This is a genomic window from Thiothrix unzii (assembly GCF_017901175.1).
Taxonomy (GTDB): domain Bacteria; phylum Pseudomonadota; class Gammaproteobacteria; order Thiotrichales; family Thiotrichaceae; genus Thiothrix; species Thiothrix unzii.
This window is the reverse complement of sequence record NZ_CP072793.1, coordinates 2,971,942-2,991,859: the sequence shown is the minus strand read 5'-3', so window position 1 is coordinate 2,991,859 and position 19,918 is coordinate 2,971,942. Positions and strand designations below refer to the sequence as shown.

23 protein-coding genes are annotated in these 19,918 nt (G+C 52.3%); 6 read left to right on the top strand and 17 right to left on the bottom strand.

Going from position 1 to position 19,918, the window contains the following annotated elements; translation table 11 throughout:
• The first annotated feature begins 107 nt into the window (after positions 1–107).
• On the top strand, positions 108–599 hold the full coding sequence (locus tag J9260_RS14960; protein ID WP_210218516.1) for a hypothetical protein: 492 nt from the start codon (positions 108–110) through the stop codon (positions 597–599).
• Here the strand turns inward: J9260_RS14960 and J9260_RS14955 are convergent.
• From J9260_RS14955 to J9260_RS14905, 11 genes are all read right to left on the bottom strand, one after another.
• The gene (locus J9260_RS14955) at positions 579–1,094 is read right to left on the bottom strand and encodes a chemotaxis protein CheW (RefSeq protein WP_210218515.1); all 516 of its coding nucleotides are present in this window, start codon (positions 1,092–1,094) and stop codon (positions 579–581) included. The genes J9260_RS14960 and J9260_RS14955 overlap by 21 nt on opposite strands.
• Positions 1,091–4,246 (bottom strand): hybrid sensor histidine kinase/response regulator, encoded by a 3,156-nt coding sequence (locus J9260_RS14950; RefSeq protein ID WP_210218514.1) that lies wholly within the window; start codon positions 4,244–4,246, stop codon positions 1,091–1,093. The genes J9260_RS14955 and J9260_RS14950 overlap by 4 nt, the downstream gene beginning before the upstream one ends.
• Before the next feature lie 83 nt (positions 4,247–4,329).
• Positions 4,330–6,132: a FimL-related protein gene (locus J9260_RS14945; protein ID WP_210218513.1), complete on the bottom strand. Its 1,803-nt coding sequence runs from the start codon at positions 6,130–6,132 to the stop codon at positions 4,330–4,332.
• 13 nt (positions 6,133–6,145) lie between these two features.
• On the bottom strand, positions 6,146–7,273 hold the full coding sequence (locus tag J9260_RS14940) for a methyl-accepting chemotaxis protein (protein ID WP_210218512.1): 1,128 nt from the start codon (positions 7,271–7,273) through the stop codon (positions 6,146–6,148).
• Entirely contained in the window at positions 7,270–7,803 is a 534-nt protein-coding gene (locus J9260_RS14935; RefSeq protein ID WP_210218511.1) for a chemotaxis protein CheW, read from the bottom strand. Before J9260_RS14935 ends, J9260_RS14940 begins: the two co-directional genes overlap by 4 nt.
• Positions 7,796–8,182 (bottom strand): response regulator, encoded by a 387-nt coding sequence (locus J9260_RS14930; RefSeq protein ID WP_210218510.1) that lies wholly within the window; start codon positions 8,180–8,182, stop codon positions 7,796–7,798. Before J9260_RS14930 ends, J9260_RS14935 begins: the two co-directional genes overlap by 8 nt.
• Positions 8,183–8,188: 6 nt before the next feature.
• Positions 8,189–8,635, bottom strand: a complete 447-nt coding sequence (locus J9260_RS14925) for a response regulator (RefSeq protein WP_425520096.1) — start codon at positions 8,633–8,635, stop codon at positions 8,189–8,191.
• Between the two features lie 171 nt (positions 8,636–8,806).
• On the bottom strand, positions 8,807–9,670 hold the full coding sequence (locus J9260_RS14920) for a metallophosphoesterase (RefSeq protein WP_210218509.1): 864 nt from the start codon (positions 9,668–9,670) through the stop codon (positions 8,807–8,809).
• Between the two features lie 15 nt (positions 9,671–9,685).
• Positions 9,686–10,300 (bottom strand): NADPH-dependent FMN reductase, encoded by a 615-nt coding sequence (locus J9260_RS14915; protein WP_210218508.1) that lies wholly within the window; start codon positions 10,298–10,300, stop codon positions 9,686–9,688.
• 70 nt (positions 10,301–10,370) lie between these two features.
• Positions 10,371–10,832, bottom strand: a complete 462-nt coding sequence (gene dsrE2, locus J9260_RS14910; RefSeq protein WP_210218507.1) for a sulfur carrier protein DsrE2 — start codon at positions 10,830–10,832, stop codon at positions 10,371–10,373.
• A 93-nt stretch (positions 10,833–10,925) separates the two neighbouring features.
• Positions 10,926–11,258 (bottom strand): rhodanese-like domain-containing protein, encoded by a 333-nt coding sequence (locus tag J9260_RS14905; protein WP_210218506.1) that lies wholly within the window; start codon positions 11,256–11,258, stop codon positions 10,926–10,928.
• A gap of 96 nt (positions 11,259–11,354) precedes the next feature.
• Between J9260_RS14905 and J9260_RS14900 the strand changes: the two genes are divergently transcribed.
• The gene (locus tag J9260_RS14900; RefSeq protein ID WP_210218505.1) at positions 11,355–12,782 is read left to right on the top strand and encodes a M48 family metalloprotease; all 1,428 of its coding nucleotides are present in this window, start codon (positions 11,355–11,357) and stop codon (positions 12,780–12,782) included.
• Positions 12,783–12,831: 49 nt separating this feature from the next.
• Positions 12,832–13,413 carry a DUF4124 domain-containing protein gene (locus J9260_RS14895; RefSeq protein WP_210218504.1) on the top strand — a complete coding sequence of 194 codons (582 nt, stop codon included), beginning with the start codon at positions 12,832–12,834 and terminating at the stop codon, positions 13,411–13,413.
• Positions 13,414–13,416: 3 nt separating this feature from the next.
• On the opposite strand, the gene J9260_RS14890 is transcribed toward J9260_RS14895, so the two are convergent.
• The 4 genes from J9260_RS14890 to J9260_RS14875 all read right to left on the bottom strand — a co-directional run bounded on the left by J9260_RS14890 (position 13,417) and on the right by J9260_RS14875 (position 16,318).
• Positions 13,417–14,199: a DUF2189 domain-containing protein gene (locus J9260_RS14890; RefSeq protein WP_210218503.1), complete on the bottom strand. Its 783-nt coding sequence runs from the start codon at positions 14,197–14,199 to the stop codon at positions 13,417–13,419.
• A gap of 111 nt (positions 14,200–14,310) precedes the next feature.
• Positions 14,311–15,504: a formate-dependent phosphoribosylglycinamide formyltransferase gene (purT, locus tag J9260_RS14885; RefSeq protein WP_210218502.1), complete on the bottom strand. Its 1,194-nt coding sequence runs from the start codon at positions 15,502–15,504 to the stop codon at positions 14,311–14,313.
• A 50-nt stretch (positions 15,505–15,554) separates the two neighbouring features.
• Complete coding sequence (locus tag J9260_RS14880) at positions 15,555–16,067, bottom strand: GNAT family N-acetyltransferase (RefSeq protein WP_210218501.1); 513 nt, start codon at positions 16,065–16,067, stop codon at positions 15,555–15,557.
• On the bottom strand, positions 16,055–16,318 hold the full coding sequence (locus J9260_RS14875) for a type II toxin -antitoxin system TacA 1-like antitoxin (RefSeq protein ID WP_210218500.1): 264 nt from the start codon (positions 16,316–16,318) through the stop codon (positions 16,055–16,057). Before J9260_RS14875 ends, J9260_RS14880 begins: the two co-directional genes overlap by 13 nt.
• A gap of 180 nt (positions 16,319–16,498) precedes the next feature.
• Here J9260_RS14875 and J9260_RS14870 point away from each other — a divergent pair, with 180 nt between their 5' ends.
• Genes J9260_RS14870 through J9260_RS14860 form a run of 3 tightly spaced genes read left to right on the top strand, consistent with a single transcriptional unit; the run spans position 16,499 to position 18,491 of the window.
• Complete coding sequence (locus J9260_RS14870; protein WP_210218499.1) at positions 16,499–17,539, top strand: CDP-6-deoxy-delta-3,4-glucoseen reductase; 1,041 nt, start codon at positions 16,499–16,501, stop codon at positions 17,537–17,539.
• A complete protein-coding gene (locus J9260_RS14865; RefSeq protein ID WP_210218498.1) occupies positions 17,536–17,946 on the top strand; it encodes an HIT domain-containing protein in 411 nt (136 codons plus the stop codon). Before J9260_RS14870 ends, J9260_RS14865 begins: the two co-directional genes overlap by 4 nt.
• Positions 17,946–18,491 (top strand): HD domain-containing protein, encoded by a 546-nt coding sequence (locus J9260_RS14860; RefSeq protein WP_210218497.1) that lies wholly within the window; start codon positions 17,946–17,948, stop codon positions 18,489–18,491. The genes J9260_RS14865 and J9260_RS14860 overlap by 1 nt, the downstream gene beginning before the upstream one ends.
• Here J9260_RS14860 and ung read toward each other — a convergent pair.
• The gene (gene ung, locus J9260_RS14855) at positions 18,488–19,168 is read right to left on the bottom strand and encodes a uracil-DNA glycosylase (RefSeq protein ID WP_210218496.1); all 681 of its coding nucleotides are present in this window, start codon (positions 19,166–19,168) and stop codon (positions 18,488–18,490) included. The two genes, J9260_RS14860 and ung, sit on opposite strands and share 4 nt — an antisense overlap.
• Positions 19,165–19,899 (bottom strand): sulfite exporter TauE/SafE family protein, encoded by a 735-nt coding sequence (locus tag J9260_RS14850; protein ID WP_246499466.1) that lies wholly within the window; start codon positions 19,897–19,899, stop codon positions 19,165–19,167. Before J9260_RS14850 ends, ung begins: the two co-directional genes overlap by 4 nt.
• Positions 19,900–19,918 lie beyond the last annotated feature (19 nt).

Here is a 19,918-nt window from a genome sequence, read left to right as displayed (position 1 = left end):
CGACCAGTAGGTCATCGCGCTGAAGCTGGGCTGTGTATGGGGCACGCAAGCCAGCGCAATCAAATAGATACTAATAATTCAACCACATAATGTGGAATGTACCGACTATGGCTAATAATAATCCAATTGCATTACCAAGCAACTACGCGGGCACGGTGAAAGTCACGATACGCGAACGTGACTACTACGTTCACATGTCCGCACCGATGCCGATGATGCCACTCGACGATCTTGAAAAAGCGTTGAAAGTGAATCGTCAATTAATCAAAGACTCTCAGGAAAAAATGCGGGAAATGTTCCTGCTGGAAGCCTTTGAATACGCCGCACCTTGGGCAGTCGACTACGAAAGTCCGACCCAAGATGCGATTCAGGCGCACCTCAATATCAGCATGTTGATTCCATTGATCAACCTCAAGGGCGGTAAGGAAACTTACGAGAAACCCGAAACCCTGAATGTGCAAACGCGTTTGGAACTGATGCGTAATACCGCTGAAAAAGCCGTGTTCATGGATCGTCACATGAGTAAGTACAACACCGTGAATGCCGCATTCGGCATTACTTTGGTGGTGTTGCTGCTGTTATCCCTGACTCTCATTTAACGGGGCGTGCGGTTGTTCAGCACTTAATTGCAAAATTTCCGCCAGAACCGCTTCAATCGCAGGCATATCAGGAATAAAGCACAGTAAATGTGAGGCTCGCACTTGCCGTGCCACGTAAGGGCAGCGTTGCACATTGCCGCTGTGGTCGTCGCGTAAGGTATCGGGCAAGATTTCCAGCGTATTCAAACCACCGCGCACCCGCAGCGCAATAAACGGCAGCCCCGCCATCGGTGATAAGGTGTGTAAGATTAAGCACTTGCCTTCATTGCTGAGGGTTTCATCCTCTAACATACACAATGATTCCAGCGATACTACCGGAATTTGGCGGTTACGCCATTGCAACCAGCCTTCCACGCCGGGGTGGGTTGACGGGCTTAATTGATTGCCATCCACCAGTTCCGCCATTAGGTTGAGTGGCAGCAATAAGCTGGCTTTTTGCAGGCGTACAATCAGGCATTTAATCGCTGGTAAGGGTTGGTTTTGTTCGTTTTTCATGCTGAAACGCGCTCCCCATCGTTCGCGTGACCGTTGTTCAGGAGATTTTGTAAGGTACTGAGCAACATTTCATTTTGGTAAGGTTTGCCAAGGAAATCGCTGGCTCCGAGTGACATTGCGTGTTCGCGGTGGCGTTGTGCAGTGCGTGAGCTGATCATCACCACGGGCAGGCGTTGCCATTGCGGATCGCGGCGTAAATGCCCCAGCAATTCAAAACCGTCCATGCGCGGCATTTCAATATCCAGCAAAATCACGTCGGGCAGGAATTCACCGATTTGTTCGAGTGCATCCATACCGTCTTTGGCGGTGCTGACAGTGTATTCTTGGCTATGCAGGAATTTTTCGGTCACGCGCCGCACCGTGATGGAATCGTCCACCACTAATACCCGTGCGGTTCCGCTCGGTGTATCCGGTGTTACGGTGGTGCTGGTTGAAGCCGCGTGTCCGACACTCACGCGCCGCGCCAGTTCTGCCATATCAGGTACGAGGAATACACTGCCATCCGGTGATAGTGTCGCGGCGGAATACAAGCGGCAATCCTTGAACAGCACGCCCAGCGGTTGCAATACGACTTCGCGCCGCCCTTGGATATGCCCGATGATCCACGCAATATTGTGTTCTTGCAGTTTGTAAAACACGACCGGGAACATCTCTTCCGCTGCCAACACGGGTGCAGTGTGCGCACCCAAGGGTTCGGCTAACATTTGCAGTGAGTAACGTTCATCCGCGAAATCCACTTGCGCGATGTCGCTTTGCAGGGCTTTTTCAAGGTCTGCCCCGGAAATGCGTGCCAAGCCCTGAATCCCGCTAATCGGTAATGCAAAGGTTTGACCTTCCACCTCGGCTAATAACACCGGGTTTACGATCAAAGTGAAGGGCAGGCGCATAATGAATTCCACCCCTTGCTGGGGGCGCGATTCGATTTGCAGGCTGCCGCCCAAAGCTTTGAGTTCCGAATTCACCACGTCCATGCCGATGCCACGCCCTGCGATTTGGCTGATGCTTTTTGCAGTGGTAAAACCGGGGCGCAAAATTAACCGATCCAGCTCGTTATCCGGCAAGGTGTCCTGCGGTTTGATTAAGCCGAGTTCCAGGCCGCGTTGGCGTAATTGTTTACGATCCAAGCCGCGCCCATCATCGCGGAAACGGATAATAATTTCCGCATCATCACGGCTGACGCTCAGGGTAATGCGCCCGTTACGCGGTTTGCCTTGTTGTTCGCGCTCTTCGGGCGTTTCAATCCCGTGCGAAACTGCGTTACGGATCAGGTGTTCCAGCGGTGCGGTCATGTTTTGCAACAGGTTACGGTCGAGTTCGCATTCTTCGCCTTCGACTTCCAATACCGCTTGTTTGCCCAGTTCGCTTGCGGTTTGGCGGGTCAAACGCCGTAAACGCGGAACCAACATGGTAAGTGCCACCAAGCGGGTATCGAGTAAATCTTGCTGGATGTGGCGCGTGGTGCGCATGTCTTCCTGTAAAAGCTGTTCACCCTTACGCACTTGGGTGGAAAGATCAGCTTCGATATTGACTAAATCGTTCAAACTTTCGGCTAATGAGCGTGAAATACGCTGAATTTCCGCGTATTGATCCATTTCCAGTGGGTCAAATTCCGCGCCACTGCTGTGGGCAATCGTGCCGCTGCGCTGGCTGCGTCCGTCGTGAATTTGCGCTTCGCTTTCGAGTTCGAGAGTCCGCACTTGCTGGCGTAAACGCGCTACGGTGCGGCCTAATTCCTCGACATCCACACTCATGCTGTTGAAGTGTTCGGTCATGCGCACCTGCTGAACATTTAAACCGACAATGCGTTCAATCAGGTTGTCCACAAACAGCGCGGGCAGGCGGATGGTTTCGTGATGATTAGCATTAGTGCTGGCATCGTGCGTGCTTGGCTGCGGCTGTTCTGTCGCGCTGGCGTTACTCAATACCTGAATGTCTGGCAGGGTATCAGCTTGTTCAGCAAGCACTTGTTCCAGCAAACTGGCGAATTCTTGAGTGTCATTGCTGACTTTAAGCCAAGGCGCACCCAATGCAGGCAGTGGCGGTAAGGAGGGCAAAGTGCCCGCGCTGCTATCCGCCGGGGTGATGGTTTCGGTAACTGTTTCCGAGGTGCTGGCTGCGGGTGCAGTTACCTCTGGCAGCGGTGTTGTTGGCGCAGGTTTGCTGCGTGCTTGTTCGGCAACGCTGTGCAATTGATCAATGGCTTGTTGCAAGGTGTCGAGACTGGCAACATCCGCGCCGCTGGCAGGCAAATGCGCCAACAAGGTTTCGGCATCATGGCTAATATCGGCAAGGCGGGTGAGTTGCGCCATGCGTGCGCCGCCTTTGAGGGTGTGGAATTCGCGCTCCAATTCGCGCAAGGTGTCTTGATCTGCGGGGTGTTGCTGCAAGTATTGCAGGTGCTGATCCAATGCCCGAATTTGTTCCGGGAACTCTTCCCAGAAAAATTGCCAGATTAGCTGGGTATCGGCTTCTTGTTCAGCTTGAGCTGCTTGTTCATCAATGATTTCAGGACTTTCTGGTTCACTGACAGTGATTTCTGGCTCGATAAACTCGATAAAGCTGAGCGTTTCCGCAGGGTCTGCCGCGATTTCGGGTTCAATGCTTTCTACTTCAAATGTTTCGACAACGACAGGTGTGTCATCGGTAGACGTAACATTCTCAAGATGTTGTGCCAGTGTCAAAGCCGCCGCTGCGGGGCTGGGTTTGCCCGCCAAAATCGCTTCAGCTTCCGCAATCGCTGCGATAACGCCCGCGTCTTTAGTTTGTGCGTTCTGGAAAAATACCGGACGCGCCTGCAATTCCTGAATTGCGGCTAACAATTGTGCTGACATCCGGTCGTCTGCGGCGAGTTGCCCGCCTAACACATTGTTAAGCAAGCTTTCATGCGCCCATGCGAAATCACCCAACGCAAACGCGCCCGCCATGCGCCCACTGCCCTTGAGGGTGTGGAAGCCCCGGCGGATTTCACCCAATAAACCCCGGTCGTTACGTGCTTGATCCCATTGAGGGTAAAGCTCGCTTAACGCGGCAATGATTTCACTGACTTCTTCCGTGAAGATTTCATAAATCTCCTCCCCTAGTGCATCACGCAGACTGGGGGAGGGCGGAGAAACCGGTGCTTCTGGGGTAGGCGTTATACTCGGCTCGACCACCAACGGGAGGGCGGGCGGCGGCGAAGGTAGCGGTTCCGGTGGCGCGGCTGGAGCTGCTGCCTGTGCTTGTATCGGCGTTTGCGCTAGGGGTTCGACTGGCGTAAACGTTGGTAAAGCGTCGGCATAACGTAATGTTTCGCTTTTTTTTTTGCCTCGACTTCTTGTGTCAGGGCATCCAAATCAAGGTTATCCAGTAAGGCTACGTCACTATGCCGATCCAGCTCGCCGAGTTTTTCATAACCCGTCGGTAGCAAACTGAGGTAATCCTCATCTTGCAGACGTGCAGATAACGCGGCTTCTGTCAGGGTTAACACATCAGCAAAGGTGGCTAATTCTTCGGGTGAAGGTTGGCGTTGACGGGCTAATAAATCTTCCCGCAGGTAGCGCAATGAGGTATCTACCAGTGGCAGTAATTCCTGCGCTTCCATGATATTGAGTGCGCCGCTGATACTTTCCAGTGAGGTAATAACTTCCTCAAGGTAATAAAATGCCCAACCTTCCTTGTAGAACGCAATAATCCGCGTTTGTGCTTTATTGAGTTCGGTTTGCGCAGTACGCATTAAACTGCGTGCGCTGCCGGGGTCTTGGCCTTCATGCCCGGAACTGAACACTGTTTCAGTCGTGTCAAAACCGGTACGGGCGTACTCTTCCAGTACTTTTTCCAAACGCACGTAATGGGTGCTGATGTGCAACAAATCGTCCAGCGTTTGCTCTTCCTGGCGTTCTTTTTTGCCCATTAATGCATCGCCTAACAAGCGGGTTAATTCCGCTGCTTGTCCAAGGCCAATCATGCCCAGCGTGCCTGCGATGTGCGAGGTTTTGTCGGCAAGTTTACGCAGTAATTCCGGTTGACGCGCTTCGTCCTGCATTCCTTCGAGGGTGGTTTGCAAGCCTTTGAGTTCTTCGATAACCGAATGCGCTACGGCGTGCCATAAATCACGTCCAGGTGTGGCGTAATGTTGGCGCAATTGCTCCAGCGTTTCGCCTTGCGGCAAGTATAAATCCAGATGGTAGGCGGCTTTTACCTTGTCGGTTTGTTCGCTGCCAGATTCGGCAAGACCGATGTAATACAACAGGTTTTTGAGCAATTCATCTGGCAGGCTGCGGTCAAAGCTGGCTTCGCCGACTTCACCAAAGCGACGGATTTCGCGCTCAATCCGCCCCATTAACATTTTGATAGCAACGCTGTGTTCTAAGCGGCCTTGTTCGAGCGATTCGCTGAGTGCGCCGGTAATCCACCATAATGCGCGTAAGCGTTGCGCTTGGCTCAAAACCAGTAAGTTGTTGGAAACTTTGCCTGTCGCTTGCAACATCCGTGGGGCGTGTTCGCTTTTAAACCATCCCAGTAAGGCTTTCTGGAAATAAAAGCGCAATTTGGTCGTTACTTGTTGCAGACGATCAGCGGTTAGGCTAATGAATTCATCCGTGCCAATTTGTGCATCAGTCGCGTGACCGGCTTCGGGTAAAAACACCAAATGTTCGGATAACAATGCTGCATCACGTGCTGCCCGCAGGTTATTTAGCGTCGGTAACACCACAACCGGCAAATCGGCGTAACCGTCTTGCAAGTGTTTGAGGTATTCGGACAATTGCAGCAAACCTTCCGCAGCGGCTTCTTGCGCGGCATTCACATTGCTGACTTTGTGTTGAATCAATGCGTCAAGTAACGCTACCAGCTCTTTAGCGAGCATATTCGCGCCATCTGCACCCAACACATCCAATACGCCCCAAATCTGGCGACAAGCCTCGCGGCATGAGCTGAGTTCCCCGCCGTCATTGGGCTGGGTGTATTGGGCGAACAATTCGCGTGCCTGCTCAATGGCAGGTTCTAGCTCACCGATAATCCAGCCAAGACGGCTTGCTAAACTTGATTTATCCGAAATCATATGTCACCTGTCATTATCTTTTTTCTTCTGCCAGATTGAAGCCCGCAATGGCAGCACGTAAGTCCATCGCGGTTGCATTCAGGTTCGCCACGAGGCTGCGGGTTTCCTGACTGTATTGCGCGGTTTGTAACGTGGTTTCCTGAATGGCCTGCATGGTAGAGCTGACTTGCCCTGCCATGTCGGTCTGTTTACCGGCTGCTTCGGAAATATTCCCGATTAACCGTACCAGTCCGATGGTCACGTTTTCTACTTCGTCGAGCGCGTCCCCTGCGGCTCCGGCATTGCGTGCCCCGTCCACCACTTTCGCGGTGGTTTCTTCCATCGAAGCCATAACTTCGTGCGTATCCGCTTGCATGGTACGAATCAGCACGTCAATTTTGCGTGAAGCACCTGCCGCTTGTTGCGCCAATTGCTGCATTTCATCCGCCAAACGCCGGAACCCACCACTGTTGCCGGTGGATGCACCCGCAGTGGTTTGAATCGAGGCATTTAACGCCAGAATATTGGTCTGTTCGGCAATCTCATTCATCAGACGCACAATGTCGCCGACTTCCTGTGAGCTTTCCCCTAAACGTTTCAAACGTTTGGAGGTGGCCTGAATTTGTTCACGGATGGCTACCATGTCTTCAATGGTGGCGCGTACCGTTTTTGCCCCCGCTTGGGAAATTTCCTGCGATTTGCGGGCTACTTCTGCCGAGCTGGACGCATTGCGTGAGACCTTTTGAATGGATTGCGTCATGGTGGCAATCGCGGTACTCGCTACTGCAATGTCGCGTGCCTGACGTGTGCTGGCCTCGGCTAATTGGTTAACCCGTCCGTCAGCATCTTGTGCAAAGCGGGTTAAGCGGTGCGAAGTCGCATCCATCCGCACCACCAAATTACGCAAGGCATCCACCGCGTAATTGACCGCATCCGCAATCGCGCCGGTTACGTCTTCCGATACCGTAGCACGCATGGTTAAATCGCCGTCAGCTAATGAACCCATTTCATCCAGCAAGCGCATAATGGCTTTTTGCTGTTGTTGACTACCGCCTTTGGCCTGCAAGCGGGTTTGGCGTTGTAAGCGTGCCAGTAAAATTGCCAGTATCAACACCAGCACCAACAAGCCACCGCTGAGTAGCTGCCATGTTAACAGTGTCATGCGCGTACCTCCCCGGTTTCCAGTGTGCTAATCAGTTTTTGTGCGTCGATGACCGCGACCGTTTCGCCTTCTAGTGCCAGCCATTGGCGCACGTATTGCAACCAAGAGCCGTCAAAATGCGGTGGCATCGGGGCTTCTTGCGTGTCTGACCAAATGTGGCGCACCCCGTCAAAGGCGGTGACTTGCAGCCCGAACCATTCTTGTTTGCCGCGCATTACAAATACCCGTGCAGAAGCTCCCGGTGTTTTGCGTTCGCCGCGCAACAGGTTTGCCATATCCACCAGTGTCAGTAATTGCGCCCGAAAATACGCCACACCCAATACCCACGCAGGCACATTGCGGGCGACAGATACCGAGTTGGGCAGCATCACTTCTTCCACCTGTTCGCACGGAATCAGGCAAACCAGTGACCCTATTTGCACTTTAAATCCCGACCATTCTTGCAGCTCCAGTTCATGGCTTTGCTGGGACAGGCGTTTCTTTTCACGCAATAATGCTAACCCTGCGAGTAATTCATACGGGTTAGCCATGTTGCCCTTTCCTCAGCACGAATTGCGCTATCGTATCGAGCAATAAATTGGCAGAAACCGGTTTCACCAGGTAAGCCTTCGCACCTTGGCGCATTGCCCACAGACGGTCGGTATCAGCCGATTTCGAGCTGCATACAATGATCGGAATGTGTGCAGTTTCGGAGGAGCGCGTCAGTTCACGAGTTGCCTGAAAACCATTAAGCAACGGCATTACCACGTCCATCAAAATCACGTCGGGTTGACGTGCTTTCGCGACTTGGATGCCTTCCTGACCATTGCAGGCCACGCTAACTTTGTACCCATGCTTTTCCAGTAATACCGTGAAAATGCGGGTTTCAGCTAACGAGTCATCAATGATCAGCACATGCGGTGCGGTCATACACAGTTATCCTTCCGGCAAAGCGGCGGGAGCAGCGGTGGTGAGCTTGACATGCGTTTGGATAGCAGACAGCAAATCCTGCTTAGTAAAAGGCTTGGTGAGGTATTTATCCGAACCTGCCAACCGCCCGCGTGCCATGTCGAAAATGCTGTCCTTACTGGAAAGCATAATCACCGGAATATCGCGGTATTGACGGTTTGCCTTAATCAGGGCGCAGGTTTGATAGCCATCCAAGCGCGGCATCATAATGTCAACAAAGATGACATCCGGTTTGAATGAGGCGATCTTAGCGAGGGATTCAAAGCCATCACTGGCAGTGACTACCCAGCAGCCTTGCTCACCGAGGAGCACTTCCGCTGTTCGCAGGATAGTCTTACTGTCATCGACAACGACAACTTTGAGACCGCTCAGATCCAGTTCAGGCATAGTAGTTTGGGAATCGGAGGTATTCACACGGATAGCTCATTGTTTTTTTAATTATTCAGACCCGCCAGTACACCCGGCAAGCCCGCGCTTACAAAAGGTATGGAAGCTACGACAGGAAGCCCCCTTGCATACATTTAGTTTTTTATTTCTGACAGTTTACCCAAATGCCAATAATCTCCAAAGCCTTTCAGATAAACGTTACGCTACAGCCTTGTAACCATCACCAGCCACCAGCGTAATATGGGTAATTTCCGGTGAACAATTGCGCCGTAACGGCACACCGGTTGTCCCAATCCCGCGACTGGTGTAAACCCATGACTGGTTGACCCGATATAGCCCTTGCACGTATTTTCGGCCTAAATACGGGCGAATAAATGGCTTGCCCGGTGAAACCTGCACCTGTCCGCCATGAGTATGCCCAGATAACTGCAAGGAAATGCGACTATCGTCGGCATACCAATCCATCATATCCGGTTCATGTGCCAGTAAAATCACCGGCTTGTCGCCCCGTAATTTATCCAGCGTGGTGGCAATGTCCGGTTGCCCCAACCAGCCATCATCAATCCCCGCGAGATGGAATACACCGTTGCCGTGTTGCAAATCCAGCCCTGAGTTACGCATTACCGGAATGCCGTGTCGCTCAAAAGTTTCCTCAATCAACACCGGGTCAGTTTTAATGTCATGATTGCCCATCACCGCAAAAATGCCGTGCCGCGCATTCAGTTTTGCTAATACGGGTACGAGATCAAGGATGTCTTGCGCGTCGTGCCACACGTAATCGCCGGTTAATACCACTAAGTCGGGTTTTAGTGCGTTGGTTTTTTCCACCGCACGTTCAATGTGTTCGACTTGAGTGTAAGGCCGCAAGTGCATATCGGTTAATTGCACAATGGTGAAACCTTCCAATGCGGGTGGTAGGTTTTTCACCGGAATTTCTACAAACTCTTCCACCAACCAGCGGATTTCATTGCGCCGTTGCGCGTGCCGCTCGTCGTGGAAATAGCTCAGACGACCAATGCGGTTGAGTACCCGCTGTGGAGCCATCGCTGCTGTTTTTAACATGGCATAAAGCCTCTTTTACATACCGAAGCGGAATACGTCCGAGTGGGTAATGCCGGATTCGCGCACGCCCTTGAGCGCGTTGGCATAAGCACTGAGGATACCGCCTGCGTAAACAATACGTTCACGGAAGTAGCGGTCGGTTTCCGGGTTATTTTTGGATGCATCTGCATTGAGTACTGATTCAACGTTACGGATGATCAAATGCTCAGGCAGGTAGCAAATCCGGTTGTTTTTGTAACTGCTCATACGCAATTCAGCCACCGGATACGCGCCCCCATCCGACGAGGAAATGCTGACAATGAGGGCTGGCTTATGCGCCAATTCGCCCGCGCCCCATAGTAAAAAGAAATTTTTCAGCCCCGCCGGGACTTGCCCGTGCCATTCCGGTGATAAAATCACAAAACCGTCACTGGCTGCCAATTTTTCCGACAAAGGGTTAAGTAAGGCTTGCCATGCAGCATCGCCGTTCCAGATGCCTTCATCCCATAAGGGCAGGGGATTACCTGCTAAACTGAAAACTTCAGTGGCAGTGGCTTGCCCGTTATCCAGTAAAGATTGCGCCATGTAGTGCGCGACTTTTTCACTTTGGGAATTCATGCGGTGGCTACCGCTTATTAACATAATTTTCATGGTAGGTTTCCTTACAGCAAAAAGCCGGGTATACCCGGCTTTCTGATGTCTGTCCAATAACCTTGAAGGCTTAGATGAACAAGCAGATGTCGGATTCGCCCGCGAATTCAAAGAACATCGCCGCGCCTGCGTATTCAACGCCGTCGATGAACTGAGTGTGATCCATTTCAAACAGGTCAACAGTCATTTGGCACGCAACGAATTTCACGTCAGCTTCCTGACACAAATCGCGCAATTCGCCCAAATCAGCTACGCCTTTGTCTGCCATTTTCTTTTTCATCATGGCAGTCATCATGCCCTGCATTCCCGGCAGTGCTTGCAGCAGGACTGGCATAGGCATAGGCATAGGCATACCGGGGTTGCCCAGTGAAGTCACTTGCAGGTCAAGCTTCTTGTTCAGCAGTTGCAGACCGTAGAATGTGAAGAAAATCTGTACTTCGTAACCCAGTGCAGCGGCTGTTGACGCTAAGATAAACGGTGGGTAGCCCCAGTCCAGTGAACCTTTGGTTGCGATGATTGCCAGTTTTTTCATGCTCAGAATCTCTCTCAAGTAAATGATAACTTGCGGGCCAGCGTCGACCCACCCCTCCTAAATAACAAAATCACTATAACAGAATTTTCTTATTTAGGCAGCGTTCGGTGCTACGATCTTCTGCCCAGCTTGATACCAGGAAATAATGCCGCCGCGTAAGTTAATGGCTTCAATACCGGTGTTTTGGGTTAAAAACATGCAAGCTTGCGCCGAACGCGCCCCACTACGGCAATAAAACACGATGGTTTCGTCTTTAGGTAACTCATTCATGCGCATTGGCAGGGTATGCAATGGCATGAATTCCGACCCTTCGATAATGCCTTGCGCGACTTCTGAAGCAGAGCGCACGTCAATCAGACGCACTTTTTCGCCAGAACCCAGTAATTGCTTTAAACCCGTTGCATCAATCTCGCGAATCCCAAACATGACGTTGCAGTCCCTATGACAAATATCAAAATATACTTATATTCTAATGTAATTGCGTAGACTGTCAAGCTTCGTCATTTGAGCTATAGTTAGCGCATGAAAAAACATGCCCTAACCCTGATAATCGCCACCTGTCTGTGGGCAGGTGCATCCCCCGCTTTTGCGGAACTCTCTTTGGAGCGACCGCAGATTGTGCTGCCTGATTTTGGTGATCCTGCCAGCAGTGTGTTGAGCAGCACCAATGAATCCCACCTTGGTTTAAAACTGTTACGCGAAGTGCGCGGCAGCGATCCAACCATTGAAGACCCGGAATTAAGCACTTGGCTGCAAAATTTGGGTAAGCGTTTGGTGGCACGCGCTCCCAACGGTGGTCAATATTATTTCGTGATTGCGAAAAACCCGGAAATGAACGCTTACGCGATGCCCGGTGGGGTAATCGTGATCCATTCAGGGTTGATCCTTAATACCAGTTCGGAAAGTGAATTGGCAGCGGTGGTGGCGCATGAAATTGCCCACGTTTCCCAGCGGCATATTGCCCGAATGCTCGCGGATCAACGCGGTAGTCCGTTGCTTACCGGTTTAGGGGTGTTAGCGGGGGCGGCAGCTGCGACTAAAAACCCTGAAGCAGGCGAGGCGATTATTACCGGGACGATTGCCGCACAAGCGCATAGCCAATTAGCCTTTAGTCGTCAGGCAGAAGCGGAAGCCGATCGCGTGGGTTTGCAAATCCTTGCTGGTGCGGGATTTGATCCGGGAGCAATGCCAAGTTTTCTGGAAAAGTTGGATCGGCGCAGCAATGACAAGCTTTACGGCAATATTACCAAATACGTGCGTACCCATCCGTTGAGCCTTGACCGGGTGAGCGATACCCGCAGTCGTGCTGCACAAATGGGCGGGGCAAAACAGCCGGATGATGTCAGTTACTTGTATGCGCGTGAAAAATTACGGGCGTTGCTTGCGCCTAGTTCACCGGTTCAGGCGATGGGCAATGCCAATATCGCGCAATACGCGCAGGCATTACGCCAATTACGCGCAGGTAATAGTCCGGCAGCATTACAAGCGTTACGTGGTGGTGTGGGCGCGTTACCCGTGACGCTGGCGATGGCACAGGCACACAATCAAGCGCGGCAATACGAAGCGGCGGAAGCCTTGTTGCTGCCTTTATCGCGTAGTCATCCGGGTCACGAAGGCGTGTTAGCACCGTTGGCAGAGGCGATGCTGGCTTCCGGGAAAGCCGCACAGGCTTGGCAATTGCTGAGTCAACACCGTCTGCAAGAGTTAAGCAGTCTGGAATTTCTGGAAGTGCGTCAGCGGGTTGCGGAAGCCGCAGGGCAGGGTGCGGAAGCCTATGCATCCGCTGCGGAGCGCAGTTTACGCATGGGTGAATACAAACACGCTCGCGCCTCTTTAGAGCAGGCATCGCGTTTACCAGGTACGCCCGCACATACCGCCGCTCGCTTGCAGGCGATGGCTGGGGATATTTCCCGGATGGAACGTCAGGCCAAAGCGTTGGATAAGTTCTGAAGTGGGCGTAAAATTCAAAGCTCATTCACTACAAAACTGCTAATGGCTTATGCGTAATCCAGTGTTATTGCTGCTGTTCCTGTCAGGGATAAGTTTGTCTGTTGCCCATGCGGAAGTTTACCGTTGGGTTGATGCAACCGGGCGCGTGGTTTACGGCGATAATCCACCCAAGAAAAGCGGGGCAAAAGCGGTGGATTTGCCCACCCTGACGATTGCGGATGGTTACGCCCCGAAAGTCACAGCACCAGAACCCGCTGTTACCTCATCACCTGCGCCAGCAGAAGCAGCACCTGCATCCGAAGTGCCTCCTGAAGCCGCAGAAGAAGCAACTGCTTACAGCGAATTTAAAATCACTTCACCCACGGCTGATGAAACGGTGCGCAGTAATACCGGCAGTGTGGATGTCAGCGTGGCATTAACCCCCAGTCTGAAAAGCGGGGACGGCATTGTATGGTACGTGGATTCTAAACAGGCGGGGAGTGGTGTGACACCTACCGTCACGCTCAATGACCTAACGGTAGGTACGCACCGGGTTTTCGCGGTATTGAATGATGCAGCGGGTAATATCATCCAAAACACCGAGACAATAACGTTTAACATGTTGCGCCAAACGGCATTGCCTAAGCGATAGGGTTTATTCTTCGGTAATCAGCTCGCGGTAAGCGTGCCAGCTTGCGTGACCCGCAATCGGTAACGCAATCGCCAACGCCACGAAGAAGAAAATAAACCCTAAGAACATCAGCGTTGCCAAAATAAACGCCCAACTGAGCATTACACCGGGGTTGACCATGACTGCTTTTACGCTGGTGATAATTGCCGTTACGAAATCCACCCGTTTATCCGTCATCAACGGTACAGATACCACGCTGATCGCAAAGGCAACCACCGCAATTAAGCCACCGCCAAAAACGTAGGCAAACAAAAACGGCACAAATTGCTCATGCGCTAACAAAGTATCCAGCCAGTGATCGGTAATGGTGAGGTTGTCAAAGAATAACGCGACAGTAATCGACGACAGTACCGCCCAGATACCCATTAATACGCCTAATACCAGCGCGAAACTCACCAGACTGAACGCATTAAAGCGTAGGGCATCCAGCCCTTGCATGACGCTGGGTTGCTTGCCTTGTTCCAAGGTGCGGCTCATGCAGTAAAAACCGACTGCAACAATTGGCCCTAGGATTAAAAATCCAGTGGCTAATGAAGTGATGAAAATGGGATTTTCCCAAGACAGCCATGCCAACACTAATCCTAGTGCCACGTAAATCATGCCGTAGGTCATACTGGCGAGTGGCGCGGCTTTAAAATCCTTGATTCCGGCATTAAGCCAACGCATTGAGGCTTCAGAATCAACCTTGTTGACTTTCAGGCGGGGGGCTTCAACCGTTGCATTGAGGTCATTGATGGTGGTGGTCATGGCACGTTCTCCTTTTCATTACTTACGCTTACACTGTGTGCCTTGACCATAGCATTAACTGATACGTGCGGTGAATTCACCTACACGAATCAGATCATTCCATTGTTTTATTTAACCGATTGTTTTTATTGAATTTGCTGCGGTTATGGCGCGTTCGCGAGCGGTGGCGGTGTCCGTGGCTCTTGCTAGGGTTACCCCCATGCGACGACGCTCGAATGCTTCGGGTTTGCCGAATAAACGGATGTCAGTGTCTGGTACGTGCAAAGCTTCCGCTACGCCGTCAAACGCAATACCGCAGGCATCCATTCCGCCGTAAATTACCGCACTTGCGCCCGTGGAATGCATCGCGGTATTTACCGGCAAGCCGAGAATGGCGCGGGCGTGTAACTCAAATTCGTTTTGGAACTGGGTTGCCATTGTCACCATACCGGTGTCGTGCGGGCGCGGGCTGACTTCGGAAAACCACACGTCATCGCCTTTGACGAATAATTCCACCCCAAACAAACCGCGTCCGCCAAGGTTAGCCGTCACTTTGGCGGCAATGTCTTGGGCTTTGGCGAGTGCGCTGTCGCTCATCGGTTGCGCTTGCCAGCTTTCGACGTAATCGCCTTTGACTTGGCGATGCCCGATAGGGGCGCAGAAGTGGGTTTCGATTTCGCCATTCGCGCCCCGCGCCCGCACCGTCAGCAAGGTGATTTCGTAATCGAAATGGATGCATTCTTCCACAATCACGCGCCCGTGGTTAACGCGCCCTGCGTCGATAGCGTATTGCCAAGCGGGTGCGACATCAGCCGCACTTTTCAGCATCGACTGTCCCTTGCCGGAAGATGACATCACCGGCTTGACGAAACAAGGGTAGCCCACGTCATCGGCAGCGGCCTGCATTTCTGCCAAACTGGAGGCGAAGTGATAGCGTGAGGTGGGTAAGCCTAGTTCTTCGGCGGCGAGGCGGCGGATACCTTCGCGGTTCATGGTCAATTGAGTGGCGCGGGCAGTGGGAATGACTTCCGCCAACCCGTCGGCTTCGATACGACCGAGTTCATCGGTAGCGATGGCTTCGATTTCCGGCACGATTAAATGCGGTTTTTCCTGCTCCACCAAGGCGCGTAATGCTTGCGGGTCTGCCATATTGATGGTGTGGGCGCGGTGTGCAACCTGATGCCCCGGCGCGTTTTCGTAACGGTCAACCGCGATGACTTCCACCCCCAAGCGTTGCAGGGCAATGATAACTTCCTTGCCGAGTTCGCCGCTGCCAAGGAGCATCACACGGGTGGCAGAGGGGGAAAGCGGGGTTCCGATGCGCATTTGAGTCCTCCGGGGCGATAGGTTCGGGAAAAGTGGGGAGGATAGCATATTTACTGCACGCCAGACGCTTCCAGATCACGGATACGGATGTACATCGCCTGTTGCGGGTCTGGCTCTAAAGTGCTGAAACCCCACCGCTGATAGAAGGCGCGGGCATTGTCATCCAACGGATGAGTGACTAACGCAAAGCTACCGATGGTTTTGGAAACGTGTACTGCGAACGTAAATGTGGCTGCCAACAATACTTTGGAAACGCCTGAGCCTTGGTGAGCAACATCCACCGCTAATTGCCCCAGTAACACGATAGGCATAGGGTCGGGCATATTGCGCTGCTGACTTTTTGGCAAAAATTCGCGGCGGATTTCTCCCGCTGCCAATGTCACATAGCCTCTGATTTGTTGTGGTTGCGTTGGATCAGGCAATACATACGTCCGAGATACACCAGTCATCTGGTTACGCCACGCATTACGTTGGAACCAGCCGTTCAGTGATGCCCTGCCGCAATCAAAACTGGCGCGGTCGTCATTTTCCGCCAACGGGCGGACGGTATTCAGGGTTTCCATGCAGGAGCATAGCGGGCAAGTTCTTTCACCGCTGGAATGACCCGTGCAGGTGCATTGATGAGTGCTTCAATTTCTTCCCAGCGGTTCATCGGAATAACAATGAGATTGCGCTCCAGCAATTCAGCTTCGGCTGCTTCCAACGCTTTACGGCGGATAAAATCGCCCAGTTTGAGACGGGCATGACCAGCGGCAACCTCCAAGAGGCTGCGCTCGGCATTGCTTAAGCGAACGCTCAACACAGAAGACAACATGACCATCACCCTGAATGTATTACAATAGACTACAAATATAGTGAGTTCAGGGTTATTTGGGAAGCCTGTAATTGCCTCAATCAAGCCTAAATTGACAATAATCGGTGAGAAATCTACAGTTTCTGTCAAACTCATGCTGATGGCTGTCAGTACAGAATTGCCACTTTCAAAGGAAAACAGATGACTTATCAGGTAACAGTACAACCCTCCGGGCATACCTTTCAGGCGCAACCCAATGAAACTCTTTTAGAGGCTGGGTTGCGTCAGGGCGTAGCGTTACCTTACGGTTGTCGTGGCGGGATGTGCGGTGCGTGCGCGGCAACGGTGTTGAGTGGTCAGGTGCATTACCCGTCTGGTGATCCGCAGGGTCTGTCAGCGGATGATGCGCAGCGCGGCAAAGCGTTTTTGTGCATGGCGGCGGCATTAAGCGATGTGGAAATTAACGCGCCGCAAGTGGGTGCAACCCCGGATATTGAGGTGAAAACCTTGCCGGTGCGGGTCGAAACCATGCGCAAACTGGCGGATGATGTGATGGAACTCACCTTGAAATTACCCGCGTCGGAGCGGTTGCGGTTTTTGGCAGGGCAATACGTCGATATTTTGCTGAAAGATGGGAAGCGACGCGGTTTTTCGCTGGCGAACGCACCGTTTGACGATCAATTGTTGGCATTGCACATCCGCCATGTACCCGGTGGGCAATTTACCGGGCAGGTGTTTAGCACAATGCAGCCGAAAGCCTTGTTGCGTATTGAGGGGCCATTGGGTAGTTTTTACATCCGTGATTCAGCGCATCCCTTGATTTTAATCGGGGGCGGGACGGGCTTTGCACCGTTAAAATCCATGTTGGAGCAAATGATGCAGCATGGCTTGGAACGCCCGGTGCATCTTTACTGGGGGGCGCGTGCCAAGGCGGATTTGTATCTGGATGACTTAGTGAAAAGTTGGGTGGCAGAGTATCCGTTGCTGACGTATGTACCCGTTTTGTCCGAGCCATTGACGGCGGATGGTTGGCAAGGGCGTACTGGCTGGGTGCATGAAGCGGTCGCCAGCGATTTTGCTGATTTAGCGGGATATGATGTGTATTTAAGCGGGCCGCCGCCGATGGTCAATGCGGCAAAAGTGGCGTTTCTGGCGCAAGGTTTACCCGATGCACAATTGTTTTACGATTCGTTTGAGTACAGCCCGGATACCGTGCAGGCAATGCAAGCGGGGCAAGCATGACACAGGCATTTAGTTTGCACCCGCAATTGGCGCAAGATACGTATGTGGTGACAGATTTGCCATTGTGTCGGGTGTTATTGATGAATGAAGCGCGTTACCCTTGGTGTATTTTAGTGCCTCGTCGGGCGCAATGCCGCGAAATTCACGATTTATCCGCGTCTGAACGCACTCAGTTATGGGCGGAATCTGATCAGATTAGCAGCGCGTTAATGGCTTTATTTCAGCCGGATAAGCTGAATATGGCGGCGTTGGGCAATATGGTTCCGCAATTGCACGTGCATCACATTGCGCGTTTCCAAACCGATGCGGCATGGCCCGCGCCGGTATGGGGTAAGTTTCCGCCACAAGCTTACGACCCGGAAGCGGCGCGTTTACGCATTCAAACCCTGCAAGAGGTGTTACGCTGATGTTACCTACTTGGTCACAAGATAGTTATTTGCAGGCATGGGATTTCGCCTGCCTTGCACACCGTGGACAAACTTACGTCGGGCATACGACCGGGGTAGAGTACGATTACCTCAATCATCCCGCCGCAGTGACGATGGAAGTACTGCACGCGCTGGCATTTCACCCCGAATACGACGGTAATTTAGCGGTGCAATGCGCGTTGTTGCACGATGTGCTGGAAGATACCGCTACCCGTTATGCCACGTTGCTGGCGGAATTCGGGCAAGCGGTAGCAGACGGGGTGAGTGCGCTGAGTAAAGACGCAAGTTTGCCCAAAGCGGCGCAAATGGCGGACAGTTTGCAGCGTATTCGCCAGCAACCGCAGGAAGTGTGGCTGGTGAAACTGGCGGATCGCATTAGCAATCTGCAATACGTGCCGCCGCATTGGAGCGCGGCAAAAGCAGCCGCTTACCGTGAGGAAGCGCAGGTAATTGCGGATACCTTGGGTGCTGCCTGCCCGTCTTTACGGCAACGTTTGCTGGAACACATTCAGCGTTACGGTTAAATCTGCCAGTCGATGCTGTCACGCCCGTGTTCGCGCAAAAAGGCATTAATTTTGGAAAACGGTTTACTGCCAAAAAAACCGCGCCGCGCTGACAATGGCGAAGGGTGCGCGGTTTGAATCACCAAGTGCCGTTGGCTGTCGATGCGCTCTGCTTTTTTCTGGGCATGACCGCCCCACAAGACGAAAACCACGGGTTGCGGTTGTGCATTGACCGTATCAATAATGCGGTCGGTGAGGCGTTCCCAGCCGCGTTTTTGGTGACTGCCCGCATTGCCCGCTTCCACGGTTAATACGGTATTGAGCAATAACACGCCTTGTTCCGCCCAAGGTTGCAGATAGCCGCTGTGCTGATTATCAACGCCTACGTCATCCAATAATTCCTTGTAAATGTTCTTCAGGGAACGCGGCAGCGGTTTTACTTCCGGCAATACCGAAAACGCCAAGCCGTGCGCATGACCGGGTGTGGGGTAGGGGTCTTGCCCCAAAATTACCACTTTCACCTTGTCCGGCGGTGTTGCCTGCAATGCCTGAAAGCGTGTGGCAGACGGTGGCAAAATCAGTTTCCCGACCTGTTCTTGCGTGGCTAAAAAGCTAAATAATGCCTGTAAATCAGGGTGCTGCAAGGTATCCATCAAGGCAGTTTGCCAAGCAATAGGCAGTGTTATTACATCATTCATAAAGCTTTCACCGTTAATGATAGGCTGGCGAGCAGCAATAAAATCCCAATCAAGCGGGTGATTTGCGCATGACTTAACCCGGTGTGGACATGCCCGCCCAGCCACAATGCACTGAAAACCACCGGTAACGCCGTCAACGCCGACCACCAGATAGCAGAATCTAGCAGCAAACCCGCGAAACTAAACGTAACAATACGAATCATGCCTTCCAGAAAAAACAGCGCGGAAAAGGTAGCGCGTAGCAGGCTCTTATCCTGAATCCGATGGTTCAGGTAAATCACATACGGCGGTGCACCTGTGCCAAATAAACCGCCGATAGTGCCGCCGGTTAACGCCGCAGGCACTGACCACCATGCCGACACCGGCTTATGCCCGCCAATATTCAATAAATTACGCACTGCGAAAATAAAAACAAACACCGCAAGCGTTAACAACATCGGGGTAACAGGTAAATTCATCAGCAATTGCGTGCCCAAGATCACTCCGACAATGCTAAACGGAATCAGCAAGCCGACCTCTTTCAATTGCACCCGCTTAAAATCTAGCCCACCGAGAATCAGCGATGTGGTGAAATCCAGCAGCAAAACTAACGGTACAACGAAAGTCAGCGGTAAAAACAACGCCAATAACGGCACTGAAATTAATCCCGACCCAAAACCGACGATGCCGCGCACGAAATACGCCAGCATCATGACTGCGGCTGCTGCGCCGTATTGCCAAAGTTCCATCATGTGTGTTTGCCTTGTGTCA